General features: G+C 62.6%; 19 protein-coding genes. 6 read left to right on the top strand and 13 right to left on the bottom strand.

From position 1 onward, the window contains the following. Window positions 1-241: 241 nt before the first annotated feature. Entirely contained in the window at window positions 242-1,483 is a 1,242-nt protein-coding gene (locus tag HYE77_RS14180; protein WP_063026986.1) for an MFS transporter, read from the top strand. On the opposite strand, the gene HYE77_RS14185 is transcribed toward HYE77_RS14180, so the two are convergent. The 4 genes from HYE77_RS14185 to HYE77_RS14200 all read right to left on the bottom strand — a co-directional run bounded on the left by HYE77_RS14185 (window position 1,480) and on the right by HYE77_RS14200 (window position 5,729). Continuing rightward, a complete protein-coding gene (locus tag HYE77_RS14185) occupies window positions 1,480-3,663 on the bottom strand; it encodes a xanthine dehydrogenase family protein molybdopterin-binding subunit (RefSeq protein WP_087693544.1) in 2,184 nt (727 codons plus the stop codon). The genes HYE77_RS14180 and HYE77_RS14185 overlap by 4 nt on opposite strands. Continuing rightward, the gene (locus HYE77_RS14190) at window positions 3,660-4,649 is read right to left on the bottom strand and encodes a xanthine dehydrogenase family protein subunit M (protein ID WP_177068903.1); all 990 of its coding nucleotides are present in this window, start codon (window positions 4,647-4,649) and stop codon (window positions 3,660-3,662) included. The genes HYE77_RS14185 and HYE77_RS14190 overlap by 4 nt, the downstream gene beginning before the upstream one ends. Next, a complete protein-coding gene (locus HYE77_RS14195) occupies window positions 4,646-5,170 on the bottom strand; it encodes a (2Fe-2S)-binding protein (RefSeq protein WP_177068904.1) in 525 nt (174 codons plus the stop codon). Before HYE77_RS14195 ends, HYE77_RS14190 begins: the two co-directional genes overlap by 4 nt. Before the next feature lie 106 nt (window positions 5,171-5,276). Next, window positions 5,277-5,729: a DUF4879 domain-containing protein gene (locus tag HYE77_RS14200; protein ID WP_102605484.1), complete on the bottom strand. Its 453-nt coding sequence runs from the start codon at window positions 5,727-5,729 to the stop codon at window positions 5,277-5,279. A gap of 200 nt (window positions 5,730-5,929) precedes the next feature. On the opposite strand from HYE77_RS14200, the gene HYE77_RS14205 reads away from it, so the two are divergent. Both HYE77_RS14205 and trmA read left to right on the top strand, forming a co-directional pair. Continuing rightward, entirely contained in the window at window positions 5,930-7,225 is a 1,296-nt protein-coding gene (locus tag HYE77_RS14205) for an NCS2 family permease (RefSeq protein ID WP_177068905.1), read from the top strand. Continuing rightward, window positions 7,222-8,301 carry a tRNA (uridine(54)-C5)-methyltransferase TrmA gene (trmA, locus tag HYE77_RS14210; protein WP_102605483.1) on the top strand — a complete coding sequence of 360 codons (1,080 nt, stop codon included), beginning with the start codon at window positions 7,222-7,224 and terminating at the stop codon, window positions 8,299-8,301. The genes HYE77_RS14205 and trmA overlap by 4 nt, the downstream gene beginning before the upstream one ends. Window positions 8,302-8,464: 163 nt before the next feature. Here the strand turns inward: trmA and HYE77_RS14215 are convergent, their stop codons facing one another. From HYE77_RS14215 to HYE77_RS14245, 7 genes are all read right to left on the bottom strand, one after another. After that, window positions 8,465-9,793 carry a TolC family outer membrane protein gene (locus HYE77_RS14215; protein WP_177020964.1) on the bottom strand — a complete coding sequence of 443 codons (1,329 nt, stop codon included), beginning with the start codon at window positions 9,791-9,793 and terminating at the stop codon, window positions 8,465-8,467. Further along, the gene (locus HYE77_RS14220) at window positions 9,790-11,121 is read right to left on the bottom strand and encodes an HlyD family type I secretion periplasmic adaptor subunit (RefSeq protein ID WP_177040843.1); all 1,332 of its coding nucleotides are present in this window, start codon (window positions 11,119-11,121) and stop codon (window positions 9,790-9,792) included. Before HYE77_RS14220 ends, HYE77_RS14215 begins: the two co-directional genes overlap by 4 nt. Beyond that, window positions 11,118-12,860, bottom strand: coding sequence for a type I secretion system permease/ATPase (locus HYE77_RS14225; protein ID WP_177068906.1), 1,743 nt, complete (start codon window positions 12,858-12,860; stop codon window positions 11,118-11,120). Before HYE77_RS14225 ends, HYE77_RS14220 begins: the two co-directional genes overlap by 4 nt. Before the next feature lie 176 nt (window positions 12,861-13,036). Then, a complete protein-coding gene (locus HYE77_RS14230; RefSeq protein ID WP_003215551.1) occupies window positions 13,037-13,657 on the bottom strand; it encodes a heme acquisition protein HasA in 621 nt (206 codons plus the stop codon). A gap of 108 nt (window positions 13,658-13,765) precedes the next feature. Beyond that, entirely contained in the window at window positions 13,766-16,516 is a 2,751-nt protein-coding gene (locus HYE77_RS14235; RefSeq protein ID WP_102369949.1) for a TonB-dependent receptor, read from the bottom strand. A gap of 134 nt (window positions 16,517-16,650) precedes the next feature. Next, window positions 16,651-17,640, bottom strand: a complete 990-nt coding sequence (locus HYE77_RS14240; RefSeq protein ID WP_177068907.1) for a FecR family protein — start codon at window positions 17,638-17,640, stop codon at window positions 16,651-16,653. A 63-nt stretch (window positions 17,641-17,703) separates the two neighbouring features. Beyond that, complete coding sequence (locus HYE77_RS14245) at window positions 17,704-18,225, bottom strand: RNA polymerase sigma factor (protein WP_003215543.1); 522 nt, start codon at window positions 18,223-18,225, stop codon at window positions 17,704-17,706. A gap of 205 nt (window positions 18,226-18,430) precedes the next feature. Here HYE77_RS14245 and aroQ point away from each other — a divergent pair, with 205 nt between their 5' ends. Together aroQ and HYE77_RS14255 are read left to right on the top strand one after the other, a co-directional pair. Continuing rightward, window positions 18,431-18,871, top strand: a complete 441-nt coding sequence (aroQ, locus tag HYE77_RS14250; protein ID WP_087693554.1) for a type II 3-dehydroquinate dehydratase — start codon at window positions 18,431-18,433, stop codon at window positions 18,869-18,871. Beyond that, entirely contained in the window at window positions 18,868-19,734 is an 867-nt protein-coding gene (locus tag HYE77_RS14255) for a shikimate dehydrogenase (RefSeq protein WP_177068908.1), read from the top strand. The genes aroQ and HYE77_RS14255 overlap by 4 nt, the downstream gene beginning before the upstream one ends. 122 nt (window positions 19,735-19,856) lie before the next feature. Here the strand turns inward: HYE77_RS14255 and HYE77_RS14260 are convergent, their stop codons facing one another. Beyond that, entirely contained in the window at window positions 19,857-20,522 is a 666-nt protein-coding gene (locus HYE77_RS14260) for a TetR/AcrR family transcriptional regulator (RefSeq protein WP_003215538.1), read from the bottom strand. 71 nt (window positions 20,523-20,593) lie between these two features. After that, window positions 20,594-22,492: a 3-dehydroshikimate dehydratase QuiC gene (gene quiC, locus HYE77_RS14265; protein ID WP_177068909.1), complete on the bottom strand. Its 1,899-nt coding sequence runs from the start codon at window positions 22,490-22,492 to the stop codon at window positions 20,594-20,596. A gap of 254 nt (window positions 22,493-22,746) precedes the next feature. Between quiC and HYE77_RS14270 the strand changes: the two genes are divergently transcribed. Beyond that, window positions 22,747-24,081, top strand: coding sequence for an MFS transporter (locus HYE77_RS14270; protein WP_003215533.1), 1,335 nt, complete (start codon window positions 22,747-22,749; stop codon window positions 24,079-24,081).

Raw genomic sequence — 24,081 nt, forward strand, 5'->3', positions numbered from 1 at the left:
GTGCGGGCATGCCGAGCCTAAGCGAGGCACCGAGTGGTGGGGCAAAGACCTTTTGGTTACTTTTGGGGCGTTTGCCAAAAGTGACCCGCTGTAAGAGCGGAACCATAAGTGGCCGTTACCGAAGAAACGGATATGTACTCAGCCAGACTGAACATATCTCATACCCCCCAACCCACCACGCAACTATTGGTTACAAGTTGGTGATAACCTCACCGTTCCCCCACCCAGACCCGTCTCCCCGATGCCCAGTGAACCCGCGCTGCTGTTACGTCACCACCGCCCTTTCATCGCGTTCTGGCTGGCGCGGATCTTCACCGCCAGCGGTTTCCAGATGCTCACCGTGGCCATCGGCTGGAACCTCTACCAACTGACCGGCAACGTGCTGGACCTGGGTTTGGTCGGCCTGGTGGAGTTCGTACCGCGAGTACTGTTCATGCTGCACACCGGCCATGTGGCCGATCGCTATGAACGGCGCAAGGTCGCAGCCATCTGCCAGACCGTTCAAGCGCTGATCGCGCTATCCCTGGCAATCGGCGGACTGACCGGCAATGTCACCCGCGAGATGATTTTTATCCTGGCATTCCTGCTGGGCGCAGCCCGCTCGTTTGAAATGCCCACCACCCAGGCCCTGCTGCCGAGCATCGTGCCCACTGCACTGTTTCCCCGCGCCGTGGCGTCGTCGCAGTCGGCGCAGCAATTGGCCACCATCGTGGCGCCGGCGCTGGGCGGTCTGCTGTACGCCTTTGGCAGTGTCTGGGTGTACGGCCCCACGGTGGTGCTGTACCTGATCGCCTGCGTGTTGACCCTCAACCTGCCCGCGCGCCAGACGCCGCTGAACAAGGCCAAGGCGACCATGGATTCGTTGCTGGCCGGGATTCGTTTTATCCGCAGTCGGCCGGACATCCTCGGCGCGATTTCCCTGGACCTGTTCGCCGTATTGCTGGGCGGCGCCACGGCCTTGCTGCCGGTGTTTGCCAAGGACATTTTGCTGACCGGGCCGTGGGGCCTTGGGCTGCTGCGCTCGGCGCCAGCGGTCGGGGCGTTGTTGATGTCGTTGTGGCTGGCGCGGTTTGCCGTCGACCGGCATGTGGGGCGGATCATGTTTACGGCGGTCGGGGTGTTTGGCGTAGCCACCATCGCGTTCGGCCTGTCGACCTCGTTCTGGTTCTCCCTGGCGGTGCTGGTGGTATTGGGCGCAGCGGACATGATCAGCATGGTGATCCGCGCCTCGTTCGTGCAACTGGAAACCCCGGACGAAATGCGCGGCCGGGTAAGCGCGGTCAACGGGCTGTTTATCGGCGCGTCGAATCAGTTGGGCGAGTTCGAGTCCGGGATCACCGCCCACTGGTTCGGCACCGTGCCCGCCGTGGTCATGGGCGGCATCGGCACGCTGGTGGTGACCGGGGTCTGGATCAAACTGTTCCCGACCCTGGCCAACCGCGACCGCATGCATGTGCCGGTGGAAGAACCCGCCAAGGTTTAGAAGACCTTGTCGAGGGTGACGGGAAAGTCCCGCACCCGCTTGCCGGTGGCGTGATACACCGCGTTGGCCACCGCCGCCGCCACCCCGACTATCCCGATCTCGCCGACGCCCTTGGAACCAAGGGCGTTGACGATCTCGTCGTGTTCTTCGACAAACAGCACATCAATCTCGCCGATATCCGCGTTTACCGGAATGTGGTATTCGGCCAGGCTGTGGTTCATGGAGCGACCCAATGCGTGATCGACCTGGGTCTCCTCATGCAACGCCATGCCGATGCCCCAGACCACCCCGCCGAGAATCTGGCTACGGGCCATCTTCGGATTGACCACCCGCCCGGCCGCAATCGCACTGACCACCCGGCTGACCTTGATGGTGCCCAGGTCCTCATCCACCCGCACTTCGACAAACACCGCTGAATGCGTGGCAGAGGCATAGCCTTCGCGCTGTTTGCCCGGCTCGCAATCCACCTGCACTTCCAGCGCCTGCTCGCCGCTGTCTTGCACCAATTGCGCCAGGGAGATGCGCTGGTCACCGGCGTGCAGCTGGCCATTCTCAAACCGCGCCGACTCAGCGTCTTTGAACGCCGGGTACGTCTTGCGTGCAATGTCCAACAGCTTGGCGTTCAACGCTTCACAGGCCTGTTGCACCGCACTGCCCACCGACGACACGGTAAACGAGCCGCCCTGCAATGGCGCTGTCGGCAGCGATGAATCCCCCAGCAGGAACGTCACATCGCCTACCGGCACGCCGCTGGCCTGGGCGGCGATCTGCGCCATGACCGTGTAGGTGCCGGTGCCGATATCGGTGGTGGCGCTGCTGACCGTGAGCTTGCCCAGATGGTCGATCCGCGCCTTGGCGCTGGCTTTCATTTGCAGGGCCTCCCACACCCCGCCGGCCATGCCCCAACCGATCAGTTGGCGACCATCGCGCATGCTTCGCGGCTCCGGGTTGCGCTGGCTCCAGCCAAAACGCTCGGCACCTTCGCTGTAGCATTCGCGCAACGCTTTGCTGGACCAGGGCTTGTCTTCGTTCTGATTGCGCTCGGCATAGTTGATCAGCCGCAATTGCACCGGGTCGATGCCCAGGGCGCAGGCCAGTTCATCCATGGCGCATTCCAGGCCGATCACCCCCAGCGCTGCGCCGGGAGCGCGCATGTCCAGCGGTGTGAACACGTCCAGCGGCACCAGCTTGTAGGTCAGCAGCACGTTATCGCAGTGATAAAGCATGCCGCTCCATTCCACCACGTGTTCGCTGAAGTCCTCGAAGCGCGAGGTCTGGCCGATGGCGGTGTGGCCCAGGGCAAGCAAGCGGCCATTGGCGGCAGCACCCAGTTGCAGGCGCTGCAAGGTGCGCGGGCGATAACCGAAGGTGAACATCTGCTGGCGCGTGAGGGTGACGCGCACCGAACGCTTCAGGGCCAGCGATGCCATCACTGCCAGCGGCAACTGGTACTGCGGGCGCAGACCGGAACCAAAGGCGCCGCCGACGAACGCGGCGAAGATCCGCACCTGGCTTTTATCCAGGCCGAAGACTTTCTGCACATAGGCCTGGCAGTTCTGCGGGCCCTGGGTCTTGTCGTGGATATGCAGGGTGCCGTCCGGCTGATACAGCACGGTGCTGGCGTGGGGTTCCATGGGGTTATGGTGTTCGATGGGCGTGCTGTAGTGCAGGTCCAGGCTCGTGGCGGCGCCGGTCCATTCGGCCTGGAAGTTGCCGCGCGGCTTGGGCGGTGTTTGCGGCGACGGGTGCGCCTGCTCCTGCAAGGCCAGCAGATCGGTCTCGGCAGGCTCGGCGGCGTATTCGATCTGCACCAGGGAACCGGCGTGGCGCGCCAGCTCCAGGTTGTCGGCAATTACCAATGCCAACGGCTGGCCGCTGTAGAGCACGCGGTCGTTGTACAGCGGGCGAAACGGCGAGCCGTCGGCAGCATCGGCATCGGCGTAGCTGTCGTCGTAGCTGGCCAGTTTCGGGCGGTTGAGGTGATCAAGCACCATCACTACACCGGGCAGCGCCAGGGCTTGGGACGCATCAATGCGGATGACCCGGCCCTTGGCGATGTTGCTCGACACCACGCTGCCGTGCAGCAAGCCATCCTCGGGAAACTCACCGGCATAGCGCGCTTGCCCGGTGACCTTGAGCAGACCGTCGACCCGGTCCAACGGTTTGCCGATTGCGCTCATGACGTGGCTCCTGCAACAGCGGCATCGCTCAGGGCGCGAATGATCGCGCGGCGTGCCAGTTTGATCTTGAAACCGTTGTGTTCCAACGGCTCGGCGTCCAGCAGCAGGGTTTCAGCGGCAGTGCTGAAGGTTTCGCGGCTGACGGACTGGCCGATCAGCGCGGCTTCCACCGCGCGATCACGCCATGGCTTGTGGGCGACGCCGCCCAGGGCCAGGCGAGCGTCGACGATCACATCGCCATCCAGCTCCAGCGCCGCCGCGACGGATATCAGGGCGAAGGCGTAGGAAGCCCGGTCACGGATTTTCAGATAGTGACTGTGGGCAGCCAGGTGGTCGGCAGGCAACTCGATGGCGGTGATCAGTTCGTCGTCGGCCAACTGGTTATCCCGCTGGGGCGCATCGCCCGGCAGCCGGTGAAAGTCGGCGAACTCGATGACCCGCGCACCACCCCGGCCCTGCACATGCACCCGCGCATCCAGGGCGGCCAGGGCCACGCACATGTCAGAAGGATGGGTGGCAACGCACTGGTCACTGGCGCCGAGGATCGCGTGGATGCGGTTCAAACCGACCCGCGCCGGGCAGCCACTGCCGGGCTCGCGTTTGTTGCAGGGCACGGCAGCGTCATAGAAGTAGTAGCAACGGGTGCGTTGCAGCAGGTTGCCGCCGGTACTGGCCATATTGCGCAATTGCGGCGAGGCGCCGGCGAGGATGGCCTGGGACAGCAGCGGGTAACGTTCCTCGATCAGCGGGTGCCAGGCCAGGTCGGCGTTGCTCACCAGGGCACCGATCATCAAGCCGCCCCCGGGAGTTTCTTCCACGTCGCGAAGTGGCAGCCCGGTGATATCAATCAGGTGCTCCGGGCGGCTGATGTTCTCTTTCATCAGGTCCAGCAGGTTGGTGCCACCGGCGATAAACCGCGACGCCGGGCTGACCAGGTGCACCGCCTCCTGCACGTCGGCCGGCTTGCTGTAATGGAAGGGATTCATTGCTCACCTCCCTGCACGCGGCACGCCGGCAAGGCTTCTTCGATGGCATCGCGGATGTTGTTGTAGGCGCCGCAGCGGCAAAGGTTGCCGCTCATCAGTTCCTGGATCTGCGCGGTGTCGTGGGCGCGGCCTTCACGGGCCAGGCCCACCGCCGAGCAGATTTGCCCCGGCGTGCAGTAGCCGCATTGGAAGGCATCGTGCTTGATAAACGCCTGTTGCATCGGGTGCAGGTCTTCGCCCGAGGCCAGGCCTTCGATGGTGGTCAACTCGGCACCGTCGCACATTACCGCCAGGGTCAGGCAGGCGTTCACCCGTTTGCCGTTGAGCAACACGGTGCAGGCGCCGCACTGGCCGTGGTCGCAGCCCTTCTTGGTGCCCGTCAGGTCCAGTTGCTCGCGCAGCAGGTCCAGCAGGGTGGTCCAGGGCAACACGTCGAGTGAGTGGTCCTGACCATTGAGGGTCAAGCGTATGGAGTGGGCGACGAACGGCTTGGCCGCCGCGCCATTGGGAGTTGCGCTCATAAACACCTCACGGATTGGTGTGCAATCGCGGCGTTCAGAAAAGTCGCCGTCTTAGCGGTCCGACTTCCGGAGTTTATGAGCGTTCAAGGCAATTGATGGGTGGCGATCAGCGAATGCCGAGGGTGGTGACCAACTGGTTGCGCGGTGGGTTGATCGAGGTGTTGCTGTACTGGAACGTGCCGCCGGCTTCGACATTATCCAGCTGGAACGTATAGATGTAGCCCATCAACGTTCCCGCGCCGCTGCATGGCTGGCTGATGGAACCCACCTGGCAGATGGCGGTGGTGCTGATACGGGGCACCGACGCGCCGTCGAAAAATGCCTGGGAGCTGTTGCCCAGGCCGACTTCCATCACGTACACCAGCGTCTGCCCGCGGTGCGTGCACATCTGGGTGCTGTCGGCCCGCTCGGGAATGGTTTCAGTGCACTTGGCCGACTGAACCTTGAATACCCGCACCTCGCTCAACGCCGGTGCAGGCGCGCCCCACGCCGGTGCCGCACCGAGCCACAGGCCGATGCAACCGAACAGAGCTAGACTCCAGGCGCTGGCTTTTTTCATGCTGTCGATGACCCTGTAATAAACGTCGGCGCAGTATGCCTCAAGGCCATGATCAAGCCTATGCGCCACTGGCCCTCGGCTGCTGGTATGATGCGCCGCTTTTTCCGATCCTCTCTGGAACCACAGGCGCTTGGCGCAGTTTGTGCTTTGACTTAGAGGTCAACAAATAACGACGCAAGATAGCGTCACAGGGAGCAGGCATGCTGGAAAAGCTGTTTCAACTCAAGGCACACAACACGAATGTGCGCACCGAGATTCTCGCGGGCGTCACCACCTTCCTGGCCATGGCCTACATCCTGTTCGTCAACCCGAGCATCCTCGGTGAGACCGGCATGGACAAGGGCGCGGTCTTTGTCGCGACCTGCCTCGCGGCGGCCATCGGTTCTACCGTGATGGGCCTGATCGCCAACTACCCGATTGCCCTGGCACCGGGCATGGGCCTCAACGCATTCTTCACCTACACCGTGGTCCTGCACATGGGCCACACCTGGCAAGTGGCGCTGGGTGCGGTGTTCATCTCGGCGGTGCTGTTCTTCCTGCTGTCGATCTTCCGCATCCGCGAATGGATCATCAACAGCATCCCGCTGCCCCTGCGCTCGGCGATTGCGGCGGGTATCGGCCTGTTCCTGGCGCTGATCGCCTTGCACAACGCCGGCATCGTGGTCAGCAACCCGGCCACCATGGTAGGCCTGGGCGACCTGAAACAACCCGCGCCGATCCTCGCCACCCTCGGCTTCGCGCTGATCGTTGCGCTGGAAGCCCTGAAAGTGCGCGGCGCGGTATTGATCGGCATCCTGGTGGTGACCATCGCCTCCATCGTGCTGGGCTTCACCCCGTTCGGCGGCGTGATGTCGATGCCACCTTCGCTGGCCCCGACCTTCCTGAAACTGGACATCAAAGGCGCCCTGGACATCGGCCTGGTGAGCGTGATTTTCGCGTTCCTGTTCGTCGACCTGTTCGACAACTCCGGCACCCTGATCGGCGTCGCCAAGCGCGCGGGTCTCATGGGCAAGGACGGCCACATGCCGAAAATGGGCCGTGCGCTGATCGCTGACAGTACGGCGGCCATGGCCGGCTCGCTGCTGGGCACCTCGACCACCACCAGCTACATCGAATCGGCGGCGGGCGTGAGCGCCGGTGGCCGTACCGGTTTGACCGCCGTCGTGGTCGCGATCCTGTTCCTGCTGGCGCTGTTCTTCTCGCCACTGGCGGCCAGCGTCCCGGCCTTCGCCACCGCACCGGCGCTGCTGTTCGTGGCCGTACTGATGACCTCGGGCCTGGCCGAAATCGACTGGGACGACATCACCGTCGCCGCACCGGTGGTGATCACCGCCCTGGCGATGCCATTCACTTATTCCATCGCCAACGGCATTGCCTTCGGTTTCATCGCCTGGACCGCCATCAAGCTGCTTTCGGGCCGCTACCGTGAGCTGAACCCGGCGCTGGTGATCCTGTCGATTCTGTTTGTGATCAAGCTGGGCTGGTTCAACGCATGACTTTTGACGCCGCAAGCTACACCGTTCAACTGGAAGAAAAGGTCACGCGCCTGCGTGACCTGCTGGCGCCGTTCGACGCGCCAGAGCCTCAGGTTTTCGACTCGCCGTTGCAGAACTTCCGCCTGCGGGCGGAGTTCCGCCTGTGGCGCGAAGAGGGTCAGCGCCACTACGCAATGTTCTCCCAGGAGGACAAGCGCACACCGATCCTCATTGAAGAGTTTCCGATTGCCAGCCTGCGCATCAACCAGTTGATGCCGCAACTCAAGGCCGCCTGGCAAGCCAGCGCCGCCCTGAGCCACAAGCTGTTCCAGGTGGAGTTCCTCACCACTCTGGCCGGCGACGCGATGATTACCCTGTGCTATCACCGCCCGCTGGATGAGCATTGGCATACGGCGGCGAACAAGCTGGCGGCGGACCTGAACGTCAGCATCATCGGCCGCTCCAAGGGCAAGCGCGATGTGATCGGCCGCGATTACGTGGTCGAGAAACTCGACGTCGGCGGTCGCACCTTCAGCTATCGCCAGCCTGAAGGCGCGTTCACCCAGCCCAACGGCACGGTGAACCAGAAGATGCTCAACTGGGCATTCGAAGCCCTGGGCGATCGCAGTGACGACTTGCTGGAGCTGTACTGCGGCAACGGCAACTTCACCCTGCCCCTGGCCACTCGCGTGCGCAAAGTGCTGGCCACCGAGATCAGCAAGACTTCGGTGAACGCGGCGCTGAGCAACCTCGATGAAAACGCGGTGGATAACGTCACCCTGGTGCGTTTGTCTGCCGAAGAGCTGACCGAGGCCTTGAATGAAGTGCGGCCGTTCCGCCGCCTGCACGGCATCGACCTCAAGAGCTACGAGTTTGGCAGCGTGTTCGTCGACCCGCCGCGTGCCGGCATGGACCCGGACACCTGCGAGCTGACCCGGCGCTTCGAGAACATCCTGTACATCTCCTGCAACCCGGAGACGTTGGCGGCGAACATTGCGCAACTGCATGACACGCACCGGATTACCCAGTGCGCGATGTTTGACCAGTTCCCGTGGACGCACCACATGGAATCGGGTGTGTTACTGACCCGGCGTTAAATCCCCAGCACTGCAAAGATCAAAATGTGGGAGCCGTCGAGCTTTAGCGAGGCCGCGATGGCGGTGGGTCAGACAGAAAAATGTCATCAGTCCCGCCGCCATCGCAGCCTCGCCAAGGCTCGACAGCTCCCACAGTGGATCGGTGTGTTAGCCGATATAGCCATCATGCCGATGGCTGGAAATACCCCGCCAACGCCCGCAGGTCCTGCTCGTTGAGCAATCCTGCAAAATACTTCAGTTGTATCCGCGCCAGCAGATACGCATGCCGCGCATCCGCCAGGTCGCGGCGTGCCGTGAACAGTTGCTGCTCGGCATCCAGCACATCGAGGTTGACGCGCTCGCCACCGGTCACGCTTTTCTTCGTCGCCGTCACCAGGGCGGTGGCCGAGCTGACCGCCATTTCATACGCCCGCACTTTGGCCGCGCCGCTGGTGTTGAGGTTGAATTGCTTGCGCAGTTCGATCAGCGTCCTGGCGGTCTGCGCGTCCAGTTCATATTGGGCCTGGGACAGTTGATTGGCGGCCTGACGGGTTGACGCCGACACCGAGCCACCGGCGAACAGCGGCAGGCTGACCTGGATGCCGACGCTGTTGGTGTCGTACTTCTGGTTGTAGCTGCTTTCCGAATCCGAGCTGGTCTGGCGGCTGCTCGCATACAGGCTGACCTTGGGCATGTGCCCGGCGCGCTTGCGCTCCACTTCGTATTCGGCGACGTCCAGCGCGTGGTGCTGGGATTTGAGCTCCGGGTTGTTGGCCATCGCCATTTCCCGCCAGGTCTCGAAACGGTTGGGCTCCAGCGGCGGGATCTCGAACTGGCGAGTCAGCGGCGCCAACTCGTCTATCTGCAACGGCTGGCCCACAATCGCTTCCAGCTCGCGCAAGGCTGCGTCCTGGGTGTCCAGGGATTCGATCTCTTCGGCCTGGGCCAGGCTCAGGCGTGCCTGGGTTTCCAGCACATCGGTGCGGGTGCCCTCGCCGCCCTTGAGCAGCCGTTCATTGAGTTGCAGGCGCTCGGCATACGCGCGTTTCTGGGCGCGGCTCAGCTCGATCCGCTCCTGGGCCAGCAACGCCTGGCTGTAGGCGCTCAACACCCGCACGGCCAGTTCCTGGCTCTTGCTGCGAAAGCGTTCATCGGCAAACAGCGCCTGCGCTGCACCCTGGCGATAGCGCGCATAGGCTTCGTAATCGAGCAGCGGTTGTTGCAGGGTCAGGGTCGAGGCATAGCTGCGGTAATCGCGGTCGCTGGTGACGTTGCCCACCGCCGTCGACTGGGTGACTTCGGACTCATTGCGCGAGTTGTTGTAGCTCCAGGACAGGTTCGGCAACAGCCCGGCGCGGCCGATGATGCGGTTTTCCTCGCCGGCCTCGCGCTCCTGGATTGCCGCCTGAAACGTCGGGTCGTTGCGCAGGGCCAAGTCATAGGCGTCGAGCAATCCCAGCGCCTGAACCGATCCACTGCAGGCACAACACAGACCGAATAACAGCGCCTTCATTCTTCCACCAACGCCATGTGAGTCCGATCCAGCAAGGGTTTGAACAGGTAGTTGAGCATCGAGCGCTCACCGGTTTTGACGAACGCTTCCACCGGCATGCCCGGGCGAATCTGCAAGCCGTCGAGCTGGCGCATGCCAGCTGCACTGACCTGGGCGCGCAAGGTGTAATACGGCTCATCGGTGCGCTCGTCGACCTGGCGGTCGGCCGACACCAGCGTCACTTCACCGGCAATGCGTGGGGTGGTGCTCTGGTTGAACGCCGAGAACAGCAACTCCACCGGCAAGCCCGGGTGCACCTTGTCGACCATCTGCACCGGCACCCGCGCTTCCACCAGCAGTGGTTCGCCCTGGGGCACGATGTCCATCAGCGCCTGGCCGGGCTTGATCACGCCGCCTTCGGTATAAACCTCCAGCCCCACCACCACGCCAGCCGCCGGCGCGCGCACCAGGCTGTTGGCCAGTTCGAATTCGGCCGAGGCCAACCGGTTGCGCAAGTCGTCGCTGCGGGTGCGGGTTTCGGCCAGTTGGCCGCGCAGGTCTTTCTGGAAGTCTTCGCCGAGCTGGCGGATGCGCAGGCGCAGTTCAAGGACTTGCCGTTGCAACTGGCCGATGCGGCCGAAATCCTCGGCAATCGCACCGTCGAGCTGGGCATACAGCCGTTCATTTTCTAGCAGCCGATTGCGCGGAATGTAGCCGTCCCGCGCCAGCTCGCGCAGGCCTTGCAGTTGTTCATTCATCGCGGTGCGTTGCAGCACTTTACTGGCCTGGGATTCCCGGGTGCCGCGCAATTGTGCCTCGGCCCCGGCGATGGTTTCCCGCAGGCCTTGCTGCTCCGTGGCCAGGGCCTGGGCGCGACTGCTGAACAGTTGCCGTTGCAGGCTCAAGGTGGCGGCGGCCTCAGGCTCGTTCAGCAGTTCGGGACCGAAGACGATGGCCGACAAGCCTTCGCTCTCGGCACTCAAGCGCGCTTCGCTGGCCCGGGACGCAATGAACTGGCTGCGCAAAGACTGCATCTGCCCGCGCAACGGGGTTTCCTTCAGGCGGACCAATACCTGGCCGGCGCTCACCACCTCGCCATCGCGCACCTCGATCCGCTCGACGATCCCGCCCGCGGGGTGCTGCACCGTCTTGCGGTGCCCCGACACCATGACCTTGCCGGACACCGCCACACCCTTGTCCAACGGTGCCAGCGCGGCCCAGCCAAGGAACCCGGCAAACCCGCCGAGCACCAGCAACCAGCCCAGGCGCGCGTATTTTTTATCGTCCAGCGCCAGCACGTTGTTCACCGGCGGCACGCTGTTGTCCGTCACAAGCACAGGTCGGCTCATGCTTTTTTTCCTTCACCGAGGCGGTAGCTCATGCTCATCGCCGACACCGGTTTGGGCGGCGCGGCCGCCGGTTTCTGCGTGGCCTCCAGCACCCGCGCCGTGGGCCCGAACGCCTGCAACTGGCCGTCCCGCAGAATCAGTAATTGGTCCGTCAACGCCAGCACAGGGGTCTTGTGGGTGATCAGCACCAGCGTGCGACGCTGCGCCTTGAGCAAGGTGATGGCATGGAGCAAGGCCTGCTCGCCGGCCTCATCGAGATTGGAATTGGGCTCATCCAGTACGATCAGCGCAGGCACGCCGTACAGCGCTCGCGCCAGCGCGACACGTTGCTTCTGCCCGCCGGACAACCCGGCACCGCCCTCCCCCAGTTGGGTGTCGTAGCCTTGGGGCAACTGCAGGATCAGTTGATGCACGCCGGCCATTTGCGCGGCAGCGAGCACCTTGTCCGAATCCACGGTGTCGAAACGCGCGATGTTGTCGGCAATGCTGCCGGCGAACAGCTGGATGTCCTGGGGCAGATACCCAATGTGCGGGCCGAGTTGCTGCTTGTCCCATTGCGCCAGGTCCGCGCCGTCCAGCCGCACCTTGCCGGCCAAGGGCGCCCAGGCCCCCACCAGCAACCGCGCCAGGGTCGACTTGCCGCAACCGGAAGGCCCGATCACGCCCAGCACGTCACCGGCAGGCAGGCTGAACCCGAGGTTGGCCAACGCGGGCCGACGACTGCCAGGCGCACACGCGCTTACCTGCTCGACCGTCAACTGGCCGCTGGGCGCCGGCAAGCTCATGCGCTCGGTGCGCGCCGGGTTGGCCGCCAGCATCAGGGTCAAACGGTCATAGGCCAGGCGCGCCGAACTCCACTGTTTCCACACGCCGATCAGTTGGTCGATAGGGCTCAGTACCCGCCCCATCAGGATCGAGCCGGCGATCATCATGCCCGGCGTAATCGCCCCCTGCACCGCCAGCAATGCACCCAGACCGAGGACCAATGACTGCAACGCCAGGCGTACGCCCTTGGACCAGGCACTGATGGCAGCGGTCTTTTCACTGGCCAGGTTCTGCGCCGCCAGAAACGCCTGGTGCTGGGCAAACCAGCGCGCACGCAGGGTTGCCAGCATGCCCATGGCTTCGATGGCTTCGGCATTGCACAGGTTGGCCGTGGCCTGCTGGCTGGCGCTGATCGACAGCTGATTGGCCTGAGTCAACGGTGCCTGGCAGATGTGCTGGTTGGCCCACGCCAGCGCCATCAGCATCAGCGCACCGGCCAGCGCCAGGACGCCGAGCCAGGGGTGGAACAGGAAGATCACCAGCAAGTACACCGGAAACCACGGCGCATCAAAAAATGCGAACAGCGCCTGGCCGGTGGCGAACTGGCGCAAGGTCGTCAGGTCGCTCAACGCCTGCCCAGCCGCCTGGGTACCGCCCTTGAGTTGCGCCTCGAACGCGGCGTCGTACACCCGCTGGTTCAGGCGCATGTCCATCTGTGTGCCAAGGCGGATCACCACCTGGCTGCGCACCCACTCCAGCGCGCCCATCAAGCCGAACAAGCCAAGGATCATCAGCGTCAGCATCAACAGGGTCATCGAGTTGCCGGAGGCCAGCACCCGGTCGTAGACCTGCAACATGTACAGCGCCGGGGCCAGCATCAACAGGTTGATCACTGCCGAAAACAGGCCAATGTTGAGGAAGCCACATTTATAGGCCGTGAGAGCGGCCAGGGTTTCGTTGCCGGCATGGCGCATCGAGGGAGTCTCATGGGGGAAATCGGGAAGCGCCGCCCGCGTTTGACACGCCGCGCGCCGCTGCGCAGAATTTGTCACCGCCGTCGCCCTGGCCTTCGAAACTCACGGCGACGACGGGGTTTACGCAGCGAATGGGAGAGCGATCTTCCATTCGCTTTTTTCATTGCACAGCCACATCAGGCAGCGAGTGCCCAGTCCTGTGCAACGTCCTGCACGCCTACCAGGGCGACGTCGGTGGTGGTTGCCGTAGCGTGTGCTGCCAGGCCGGCCGAGATCTCGTCGAAGGTGTTGGCGGTGGACAGGCCGAAGTCGTCCAGCAGGTTGTTGAGCACGGTTTCCAGTGCCGAGGTGTTGCCTTGCATCAGGCTGTAGATCACGTTCTGAACGTCGTTGCCGACGCGGCCTGCACCTTGTGCCGCGCTCAAGTCAAGGCCGTTGAAAGCCACTTTGAACGCATCGAGGGTGAAGTCGCTGCCATTGCCGCCGCCCAGGCCGGTGCCCAGTTGAACGTTATCCAGGTTGCCCCACAGGTAGTGGTTTTCGTTGTGGCTGGCTGGCAGCGCCGGGTTGAATACGTAGTGCAGGCCGTTGCTGGTGTTGCTGTCGGCAATGAACGCGTAGTCGGAATTGTTGGCGCCGTGGGTCGAATACTGGTCGCCGCTCAGGGAGCCGTTGCTGAAGCCGCCGGTGTTGCTGCTGCCGTGACCCGCAGTGTTGAACCCCAGTGCCCAGTCGGTCAGGTAGTCCGAGACGGAGTAAGCACCGAGCGCAGCTTCGTAACTAACAGAAATAGTCATCACTTAACCTCGTTATAAACAACACGATTGATCAGCACGCTCATACAGCGCACTTTTTGCCCACCCTTGGGCAAAACCGTTGGTTGATAAAGTGCCGTGGCACCTTGATCAGAACTTGTATTCGAGCATCCCGCTCAACGTTCGCCCGCGCGCCAGGCTCAGGTTATTGGCGTCCCCCATCGCAACGAAGTAGGCCTCATCGGTGGCGTTTTCCAGCGCCAGGGCGATGTTCAATTGGTCGGTCATCCAGTAGCTGGCGTACAGGTCATAGAGGGTGTACTGGGGCCATAGCGCCTGGTCGATGAAGTCATAACCTTGTGAGTCGAGGTTCTCGCCATTGCCTGAGCTGTAGCGCACGCGGACGCCCATATCGAGTCGCTTTTCCAGGAAGCGCGCGCCCAGGGTCAGCGAGCCGCGATCAGCCGGCATATAGGTGGCGTTGCCCATGATCCGGCCACAGCTTTCCTTGTTGTTGGCGACATCGTCGTCCAGCACCTCATACGTGGTCACCGGGCGCAGGCCGGTCGTGCCGTTTGGCCGGGTGTAGCGTTCATAGCGTGTGGTGGACGGCCCGTTCTTCTTCGCCCCGCCCATGTAATAGTTCTTCGAGCAGAACTCATTACTGCCGATCATGTGGGTGTAACTAAGGTTGGCGTACGCCCGCCCCATGTCGTAGTTGAGCTGGTACTCCACCCCCCGAAAGCGCGTGGGGTTGGTGTTATTGACGTACGCCATCGTGCCGAGAAAACCGCCGACGGAGGTCTCCGGCAAACTGACGCTGTGATTGAGGAAAGAGAAGTTCTCGATCCGGGTATCGAAGTAAGCCACCTTCATGCCCAGGCGGTCGTCACCGAACAGCAGTCCCTCTTTGAATACGTTCACGCCCATTTCCCAGTCCCGCGACTCTTCGGGTTTCAGGAACGGGTTGGGAAACACCCGCTCTGATGAGCTGCCACCGTGAGGACGCCCGGTCATGAAGGTTTCCGTCACCGCCGGCGGGCGCCAGCCCTTGCCCCAGCGGGCGTAGAGTTGCATCCAGTCCAGCCCCGGCTTTATGCCGATACCGAACGTGGGAGAGAACTGGCCCTCTTCTCTATCAATGTCGAACACTTCCTCGACACGCTTGGCACCTACCGTGCTGCTGTAGAACCGATCGCGCCGGTAGAGCGTCATCCCGGTGACCCCTTCCAGCCGATAGCGGTCGTACCGCAAGCCCGCATCCAGCGTCAGCCAGTCGCCATATTCGTACTGCAGGTTGTTGAACAGGCTGGCGATGGTGCGTTTGCCACCGGGCGTCCCGCCTTCAACGTAAGGCAACAGGCCGGAAAGGTTGGTGGCCTCGACCTTGTTGGTACTGGGCTTGAACTTGTCTTGATACACCTCCACGCCGTAGTTCCAACTCACATGCCCCAACGCATCGAAGTCGAACCGCGATGTGTTGTCGCCCTGTACACCCCAGGTATCGGTCTGAAAATGATCCGTGTAGCCCGCCACATAGTTGCCGGAGGTCAGCGACGCGGTGTTGGGCGCATTGTCCCGGTCCATCTGTGTGGTGACGTAGTAGACCTTGGCCTTGAAATCGATCAGCGGGTTATCCGGCGTGTAGCGATAATCCAGTCCGACGTTCCTGGCATTGAGGTTGTTCTTGCTGACGCGCTGGTAGTACACGCTCTGGTTATCCGGGGCGGTGTAGGCCCACGCGTCATTGCTGTCGCTGTCACTTTCCAGGTAGCTCAGTTGCACCCGTTGGTCATTGGGCAGGTTCAGGCCGAACTTGACGATTTGCGAGCGGGTCACGCTGCCGGTGTCACCGACCTCACTGTTCAGCCAATCGTCGAAGGCCGCAGGCTGGGAGTCACGAGCGCGCAAATGAGTACCCAGTTTCTGGTCGTTGTGAGTACCGGCGCGGTAGTCGCCAAAATGCCGTTCGCTGTACCCCAGCAGCACGTCGCCGCGCTCGTCGCCAAAGGCAAACACACCGCTGCCGTTGAAATAGGTGCCGTTACCCAGTTCACCAATCCCGCTACCGGCACGCAGACGCCCGCCATAGTCCTTGCCATCGGCCAGGAACTCACTGGCCTCCAGGGTCTTGAAGGATGCAATCCCGCCCAACACGGCAGCACCGCCCTGCCCGGACTGGCTGCCCTTGTCGATTTCGATGCTGGAGATGAATTCCGGGTCGATCAACATCGTGCCGTTGCGCTGCTGGTGGCCGTTGACGTTGAAGTTCTGGCGCATGCCGTCGATGTTCATGTTGACCCGGCCGTAGTCCTGCACGCCGCGGATGTTCACCGACAGGCCCGGGTCACGCTGGTTGACGGCGGTGTACACGCCGGCGGTTTCTTCGAGCATGTCGGCGGCGTGGCGTGGTGGGCGTTTGTCGATCTGCTCGCGACTGATCACGGCCACCGAGCGCGGTGTGTCGTACACCCAGTCGCTTGGCTTGCCGTTGGTGTTGCCGGTGATGGTGGTGGTGCCCACGGTCAGCGCACCGTCATGGTCGGCGCCGACGCGAGTCAGCGTCACCTGCCGGTCCCCGGTAAAGCGGTATTCCACCGGTGCACTGCCCACCAATCGGCCGAGGCCTTCCTGGGCGCTGTAACGGCCCTTGAGCGCGGTGCTGGTGAGGCCTTGCAGGCGCGCGCTGTCGAACAACACTTGCAACCCGGCCTGGTCGGCGAACGTCAGTACGGCAAGGCCCAAGGGTTGCGCCGCAATATCAAACGTCAACGTGACAGGCTGTGATTCACCGACTGGCGCCTCGGCGGCCTGCACCTGGCAGGCGGAGGCTAACAGCCCCAGGTGGATGGCAAGGGCCAACCGGCTACCGGTGTTGCGCCCCTTGGTGATTGCAGACATCGACGTTATCCCTTCGCTGACCATTCTTGTTTATGCGAATACTTCTCACTTAACAGGACGTGTCAGGCGTCGGAACTCAGTAAGGTTTTTTTGAAAGTTTTTTCGAAGGGCGTAAACGGGGCCCGGCGACCCCATCAATAGATCAGGCTCAGCCCCGCCAGATCAAAGCGCTGCACCTGTAATTCTTCGGTCAGGGTGCCGAGGGCCGTGTCGAGCATATCGAGGCGGAACACGCCGCTGACTTCACGGGTGCCGAGGTCGGCATTGGTCAGCACCACCTTGCCCGGCCGGTAGCGGTTGAGCTGTTCGATGACCTTGGCCAGCGGCAAGCGGTCGAAGATCAGCACACCGCGACGCCAACTGGTGGCGCGCTCCAGGTCGAAGTCGTCGAGGGCGACCACGCCGTTCTCCGGGCTGTAGCGCGCAGCCTGGCCTTCCTTGAGCACCGTTTCTTTCTGCGGCAGCGCCTGCAGCGTGACGGCCACACTGTGCTGCAACACTCCGACCCAGGCCTGCCGGTCGTCCTCACGCTCGACCACAAACCGCGTGCCCAGGGCACGGGTTTGCCCGCTGGCGCTGTGCACCACGAACGGCCTTTTTTCCTCACCGGCCATGGGCGCCACATCAAAGATGGCCGAGCCTTTGATCAGGCTGATGCGCCGCTGCACACCGTCAAAATCCAGCTTGATCGCACTCGCAGAATCCAGTTGCACGCTGCTGCCGTCCGCCAGGTGCACGGTGCGCACTTCGCCTTTTTGGGTGAAGTAATCGGCCTGCACCTGCAGCAGCGCCTCAGGCCCGCGCACCCAGCCGACGCCCGCCACCACCAGCAACAGCGCAACACTCGCCGCCATGCGCCACGGCCTGCGCCGACGAGGGCCGCGCACCGGCGCAGCGGTAGCGGGCGGCCGCTGGCGATGCACCGTCTCATCGCGATGCACCTCGCCCAGCGCCGCCCACGTCTGCTCGGCAAAACGCAGCGCCGCTTCATGGCGGCTGTCTCTGGCGATCCATTGGCGCAGCTCGGCCTGCTCCTGATCGGTCAGGGCGCCGGCGTGCAGGCGCACCGCCCAATCGGCAGCCGCCTCGGTAATGCTGTGCTGTTGCGGACCCGGGCTATTCACGTGTGAATCTCGAATTTTTCGTTATATAACGCTGTGACGTCTGACCCCAGGTTTGTCGGTAATTCATTCGTCGGACGGCCCCGCCTCACCTTCCTGCAAACGCTGCATGACATACGCCAGCGCCTTGGCCAGGTGCTTTTGCACTGAGCTGTCGGAAATGCCCAGGTGGCGCGCGACCTGGGCATGGGTCATGCCCTCGATCCGGTTGAGACGGAAAATCTGCCGGGTACGCTCCGGCAATTCCGCCAGTGCCTGCTTCAATGCCTGCCGCTGTTGCTGCGCCATCGCCTGAGCCTCCAACCCGGCCATTTCATCTTCAATCTCGGCCAGCGCCTCATGGGGCACGGAGTCGGTCTTGCGCCGCGCCTCCTGGCGGATATGGTCGATCAGCAGATTGCCGGCCGTGCGATAGAGATAGCCCTGGGAGTTGTCGATGCGCTCGCCGGCCGGCTTTTGCGCCAGGCGCAGGAAACTCTCCTGCACCAGGTCTGCGGCCAACTGCGGGTCCCGTACCTTGCGTGCGAGATACCCGCGCAGGGTATCGGCGTGCTTGAGAAACAGGCCTTTGAGATCCACGTCCGACAAACCGACTCCCTGGAATGTTAAGGAAACAGGCGGGCATCTTAAGCGTTGTCGAGAATGATTTTCAATTGATATCAACTCTGATCCACACAACGGTGGTTTTCATTCAGCGTTCGGTAATCGAACGGTTCCCACCCACGCGATTGACCAAATTAACCATTCAGTACATTTTATCGGCATACATAAAAACAACAGTGGAGAACCCTCTATGCCGCCCATCGTGCTGGTGCTCAACGGCCCCAACCTCAACCTGCTCGGCACTCGCGAGCCCGCCACTTATGGCCATGAAACCCTGGCCGACCTTGCTGCCCTGTGTGGCCGCAGCGCCGAGCAACTGGGCCTGAAAGTCGAATTCCGCCAGACCAACCACGAAGGCGAATTGCTGGACTGGATCCACGGCGCCCGCGCCCGTTGCGCCGGCATCGTGATCAACCCGGCAGCCTGGACCCACACTTCGGTGGCGATCCGCGACGCGCTGGTGGCCAGTGAAGTACCGGTGATCGAGGTGCACTTGTCCAACGTGCATGCCCGGGAAGCGTTCCGTCATCACTCGTTCGTGTCGCCGATTGCCAAGGCGGTGCTGGCCGGGTTTGGCAGCCACGGTTATCACCTCGCCCTCGAACATTTCAGCAAGACCTTGAAGGGATGAGCGCGGTGTCCAAACGTCGAATTCTGGCCGGCCTGATCGGCGCCGGCATCCAGGCTTCCCGCACCCCGGCCCTGCATGAGCATGAAGGCGATGCCCAGGGCCTGCGTTACCTCTATCGCCTGATCGACCTCGACCAGCTACAGGTGGATACCCGCGCCCTGCCCGACCTGTTGATGGCGGCCGAACAGATGAACTTCACCGGCTTGAACATCACCTACCCGTGCAAGCAGGCGATCCTGCCGCTGCTGGATGACCTGTCACCCGAAGCACGGGGCATCGGCGCGGTGAACACCGTGGTGCTTTGCGACGGTAAACGCATCGGCCACAACACCGACTGCCTGGGCTTTGCCGAAGGCTTTCGCCGGGGCTTGAGTGATGTGGCTCGCAAGTTCGTGGTGCAGATGGGCGCGGGCGGCGCCGGGGCGGCAGTGGCCCATGCGCTGCTGGGTGAAGGCGTGGAACGCTTGAGTATTTTCGACATGGACGCCGAACGTGCCCGCAGCCTGGCGGACAACCTCAACCAGCATTTTGGTACCGGCCGGGCGCAGGCCGGCAATGACCTGGAAAGCGCCATGGCCGAAGCCGATGGCCTGGTGAATACTACGCCAATGGGCATGGCCAAGCTGCCGGGCATGCCCGTGCCGTTGGGCACCTTGCGCGCCGACTTGTGGGTAGCGGAGATCGTGTACTTCCCACTGGAAACCGAACTGCTGCGCAACGCCCGCGCCCTGGGTTGCCGCACCCTGGATGGCGGCAACATGGCGGTGTTTCAGGCGGTGAAGGCGTTTGAGTTGTTCACTGGCGAAGTGGCGGATGCAGAACGCATGCTCGCGCACTTCCAGAGCATGACCACCCAACTGTAGAAACCGGATCAAAAATGTGGGAGCGGGCTTGCTCGCGAATGCGGTGGATCAGCCAAACATCCGGCGACTGACACTCCGCCTTCGCGAGCAAGCCCGCTCCCACATTTTGCTCGGTGTTGAACTCAAGCCTGCAGGTAGCGCAACACCGACTCGCAGATCATCGCCCGATGCCGCTGCTTGACCGCCTCATCCGACAACTCGATCTGAAAGATCTCGCTGAAGGTGTGGCGGTTCGACACCCGGTAGAAGCTGAACGAGTTGATCAGCAAGTGCACGTCCAGCGGCTCCAGCCCTTCCCGGAACAACCCCAACTCGGCGCCCCGGCGCAACGTGGTGCCAAGGGCTTCGAGGATGTTGCTGTTCATCGCCTTGATCGACGTCGACTGCTTTACATACTCGGCGTTGTGGATGTTCTCGATGCTCACGATGCGCACAAAATCCACGTTCTGATCGTGGTGATCAAAGGTGAATTCCACCAGCCGGCGGATCGCTTCCCGGGGCTCCAGGGCCGTCAGGTTCATCCGTGTCTCGGTGTTGCGAATGTCGCCGTAAAGCTTCTCCAGCACCTCGACGTAGAGCTGTTCCTTGCTGCCGAAGTAGTAATAGATCATGCGCTTGGAGGTCTGGATACGCTCCGCGATCGCGTCCACCCGGGCGCCGGAAAGGCCCTGGGTGACAAACTCGACGATGGCTTCCTGGAGAATGTTCTCGCGGGTCTTTTCCGGGTTGTTCTTGCGGCTCTTGCGCGGTGCGGTGGCCGCGGCGGGAAGCTCGGAGGTCAGGGTCATGGTGCGCTCACGGCCTTAGGTGCAGGCGCTGATTATGGGCCGCGCCGCACGCCGAAGGAAGCGCCGGCACCTTACAACCTGGCCTGGCGCACCGCACCGCTGCGGGACTTGGCCATGGCCGCCAGGCGCACCGCCACGTTGGCCGCACCGTAGCCGGCGTAACCGTTCTTGCGCTGGATGATCTCGAAGAAAAACCGGCCCTCGAACGGTTCGGTATAAACGTGAAACAGTTCACCGCCCTGGGCATCGCGGTCGTACAGCACGTTGTAATACGCGAGCTGGCTGAGGAACTCGTCATCGAAATCAAACCGCGCGGCCAGGTCATCGTAGTAGTTCAGCGGGATATCCAGCAGCGGCACGCCCGCATCCTTGGCCCGGCTGACCTCGGCGAAAATGTCCGCGCAGTCGAAGGCAATGTGGTGCACACCCGAGCCGCGATAGCTCGACAGCGCGTGGGAAATCGCGGTGTTGCGGTTCTCGGAAATATTCAGCGGCAGGCGAATCGAGCTGCAACGGCTGCGCAGTGCCCGGCTTTTCACCAGGCCATAGGGGTCCGGCAGCACCACTTCGTCGTCGGCTTCGAAATCCAGCAGGCTCTTGTAGAACAACACCCAACTGTCGAGGCTGTCGGCGGGCAAGGCCATGGCCATGTGGTCGATGCGCAGCAGGCCGCCGCTGGCAGCGCTTGCGGGTTGCAGGTTGAAGTCGGTGTCGTAGAGGCCGCCTTCGCTCTGATCGACGAGGTAGATCAGGCTGCCATCCGGTGCACGCACCGCTGCCAGCTCCAGCTCGTTGGGGCCGACCAGCCCACGATACGGCTGGCCCTTGTAGGCCACCGCCCGCTCCAGGGCCTTGGCGCTGTCCTTGACGCGGATCGCCGTGGCGCACAACGACGGGCCGTGGGCCTCGAAGAAGTTATGGGCGAAGGAATAGGGTTCGCAATTGAGGATCAGGTTGATATCGCCCTGGCGCAACAGGCTGACGCTCTTGGATCGATGCTGCCCGGCCTTGACGAAGCCCAGGCGCTCCAGCCATGAAGTGAGCTTGGCGCCGAGGTTTTCATCCACGGCGAATTCGAGGAATTCAATGCCGTCGTATTCGCTGGCGGCCGAGGTTTCAAACAGGATCTCGGGGACCTGCGTCGCTTCTTGCTCCAATCGCTGGCGGGTTTTCTCTTCGAGGTACAGCAGCGAGCGCAGGCCGTCGGCGGCATTCGCCCGGGTCGGTGCGGCGCGGAAGCCGTCGTTGAAGATTTCCAGGGACAACGGCCCGGTGTAGCCGCTCTTGATGATCGGGGCGAGAAAGCCCGCCAGGTCGAACTCGCCCTGGCCTGGGAAGCAGCGGAAATGCCGGCTCCATTCCAGTACATCCATGGCGAGGATCGGTGCATCGGCCATCTGCACAAAGAAAATCTTGTCGCCGGGAATCTCGGCAATCGCACTCGGGTCGCCCTTGAGAGACAGGGTGTGGAAGCTGTCGAGCAACACGCCCAGGCTCGGATGATCGATCTTGCGCACCAGGTTCCACACCTGCTGCCAGGTGTTGACGTGCCGGCCCCAGGCCAGCGCTTCATAGCCGATGCGCAAGCCCCGGCGGCCAGCGTGTTCGGCCAGCAGGCTCAGGTCATCCAGCAGAATGCTTTCATCGCCCACGGAATCGGCTGACGCGTTACTGCACACCAACACCAGGTCAGTGCCCAGCTCCTGCATCAAGTCGAACTTGCGCTCGGCCCGCTCCAGGTTGCGTGTCAGGCGGTCGCGGCGGCAGCCCTCAAAGTCCCGGAACGGCTGGAACAAGGTGATGGCAATGCCGAGGTCGGCGCACATTTGCCTAACTTCACGCGGACTGCCGTCGTAATACAGCAGATCGTTTTCGAAGATTTCCACGCCATCAAACCCGGCAGCCGCGATGGCTTCGAGTTTTTCCGGCAAGGTTCCGCTCAAGGAAACGGTGGCGATGGAGCGTTGCATGGGGCGACTCCCGGCATTGAGGCATGTCTTGTTTACGGCAAATTATTGGCCGCCAGGTTCATCACAGCAATTGAAATGTACGAACCGGTTAGTTTTATGGGCGATTATCGAACAGAATGGCAATCGGCGAATTGACGATTTTTTAGCCGCTGCGCACCATCGACAGCACATTGAGCCCCGCTTCCATTGAGCGGCCTCGGTTAACCAAGACCCTGAACACACCATAAAAATTTCAAAAAAACGGGTACTTCCTCATGCCTTCGCAAAATCCCGCCGTGGCCGTGGGCCACAGCAATCCCCATAGCGGCATCGGTGACAAAATCCGTGGCGCCATGGCTGTCGGTAAAACCCGCTGGGGCATGCTGGCCCTGGTGTTTTTCGCCACCACCCTGAACTACATCGACCGCGCCGCCCTCGGCGTGATGCAACCGATCCTGGCCAAGGAAATGAGCTGGACGGCGATGGACTACGCCAACATCAACTTCTGGTTCCAGGTGGGTTACGCCATCGGCTTTGTGCTGCAAGGCCGGTTGATCGACCGGGTCGGCGTCAAGCGCGTGTTCTTCTGCGCGGTGCTGCTGTGGAGCCTGGCCACTGGCGCCCACGGCCTGGCCACCTCGGCGGTGGGTTTTATGGTCTGCCGGTTCATTCTCGGGCTGACCGAAGCCGCCAACTACCCGGCCTGCGTCAAGACCACCCGCCTGTGGTTCCCCGCTGGCGAGCGTGCCGTGGCCACCGGGATCTTCAACGCCGGCACCAACGTCGGCGCGATGATGACGCCGATGCTGCTGCCGCTGATCCTCCACGTGTGGGGTTGGCAGGCGGCGTTCCTGTGCATGTCGGCACTGGGCGGGATCTGGCTGGTGCTCTGGGGCTTGAAGTACTACAACCCGGAAGACCATCCAAGCGTGAAGCAATCGGAACTGGACTACGTGCAACAGGAAGTCGAACCGGAACAACCCCGCGTACCGTTCAGCCGGATCCTGCGGATGCGCGGCACCTGGGCCTTCGCCCTCGCTTACTCAATGACCGCGCCGGTGTTCTGGTTCTACCTGTACTGGCTGCCGCCGTTCCTGAATCAGCAATACAACCTGGGCATCAACGTGACCCAGATGGGCATCCCGCTGATCATCATTTACCTGACGGCGGACTTCGGCAGCATCGGCGGCGGGATCCTGTCTTCGTTCCTGATCGGACGCGGGATGAACCCGATCAAGGCGCGGCTGCTGTCGATGTTGCTGTTTGCCTGCTGCATCGTCGGAGTGATCATGGCCGCCGGCTCCAGCCACCTGTGGGTCGCGGTGTTTGCGATTTCCCTGGCCATTGGCGCGCACCAGGCCTGGACCGCCAACATTTGGAGCCTGGTGATGGACTACACGCCCAAGCACATGATGAGTACGGTGTTTGGTTTTGGCGGCATGTGCGCGGCCATCGGCGGGATGTTCATGACCCAAATCGTCGGCCATATCCTGACCGTGACCAACAACAACTACACCGTGCTGTTCACCCTGATTCCGGCGATGTACTTCATCGCGCTGATCTGGATGTACTTCATGGCGCCGCGCAAGATTCCGACCGTCGAGGTCTGA

The sequence above is a fragment of the Pseudomonas sp. IPO3774 genome (assembly GCF_013386835.1).
Taxonomy (GTDB): domain Bacteria; phylum Pseudomonadota; class Gammaproteobacteria; order Pseudomonadales; family Pseudomonadaceae; genus Aquipseudomonas.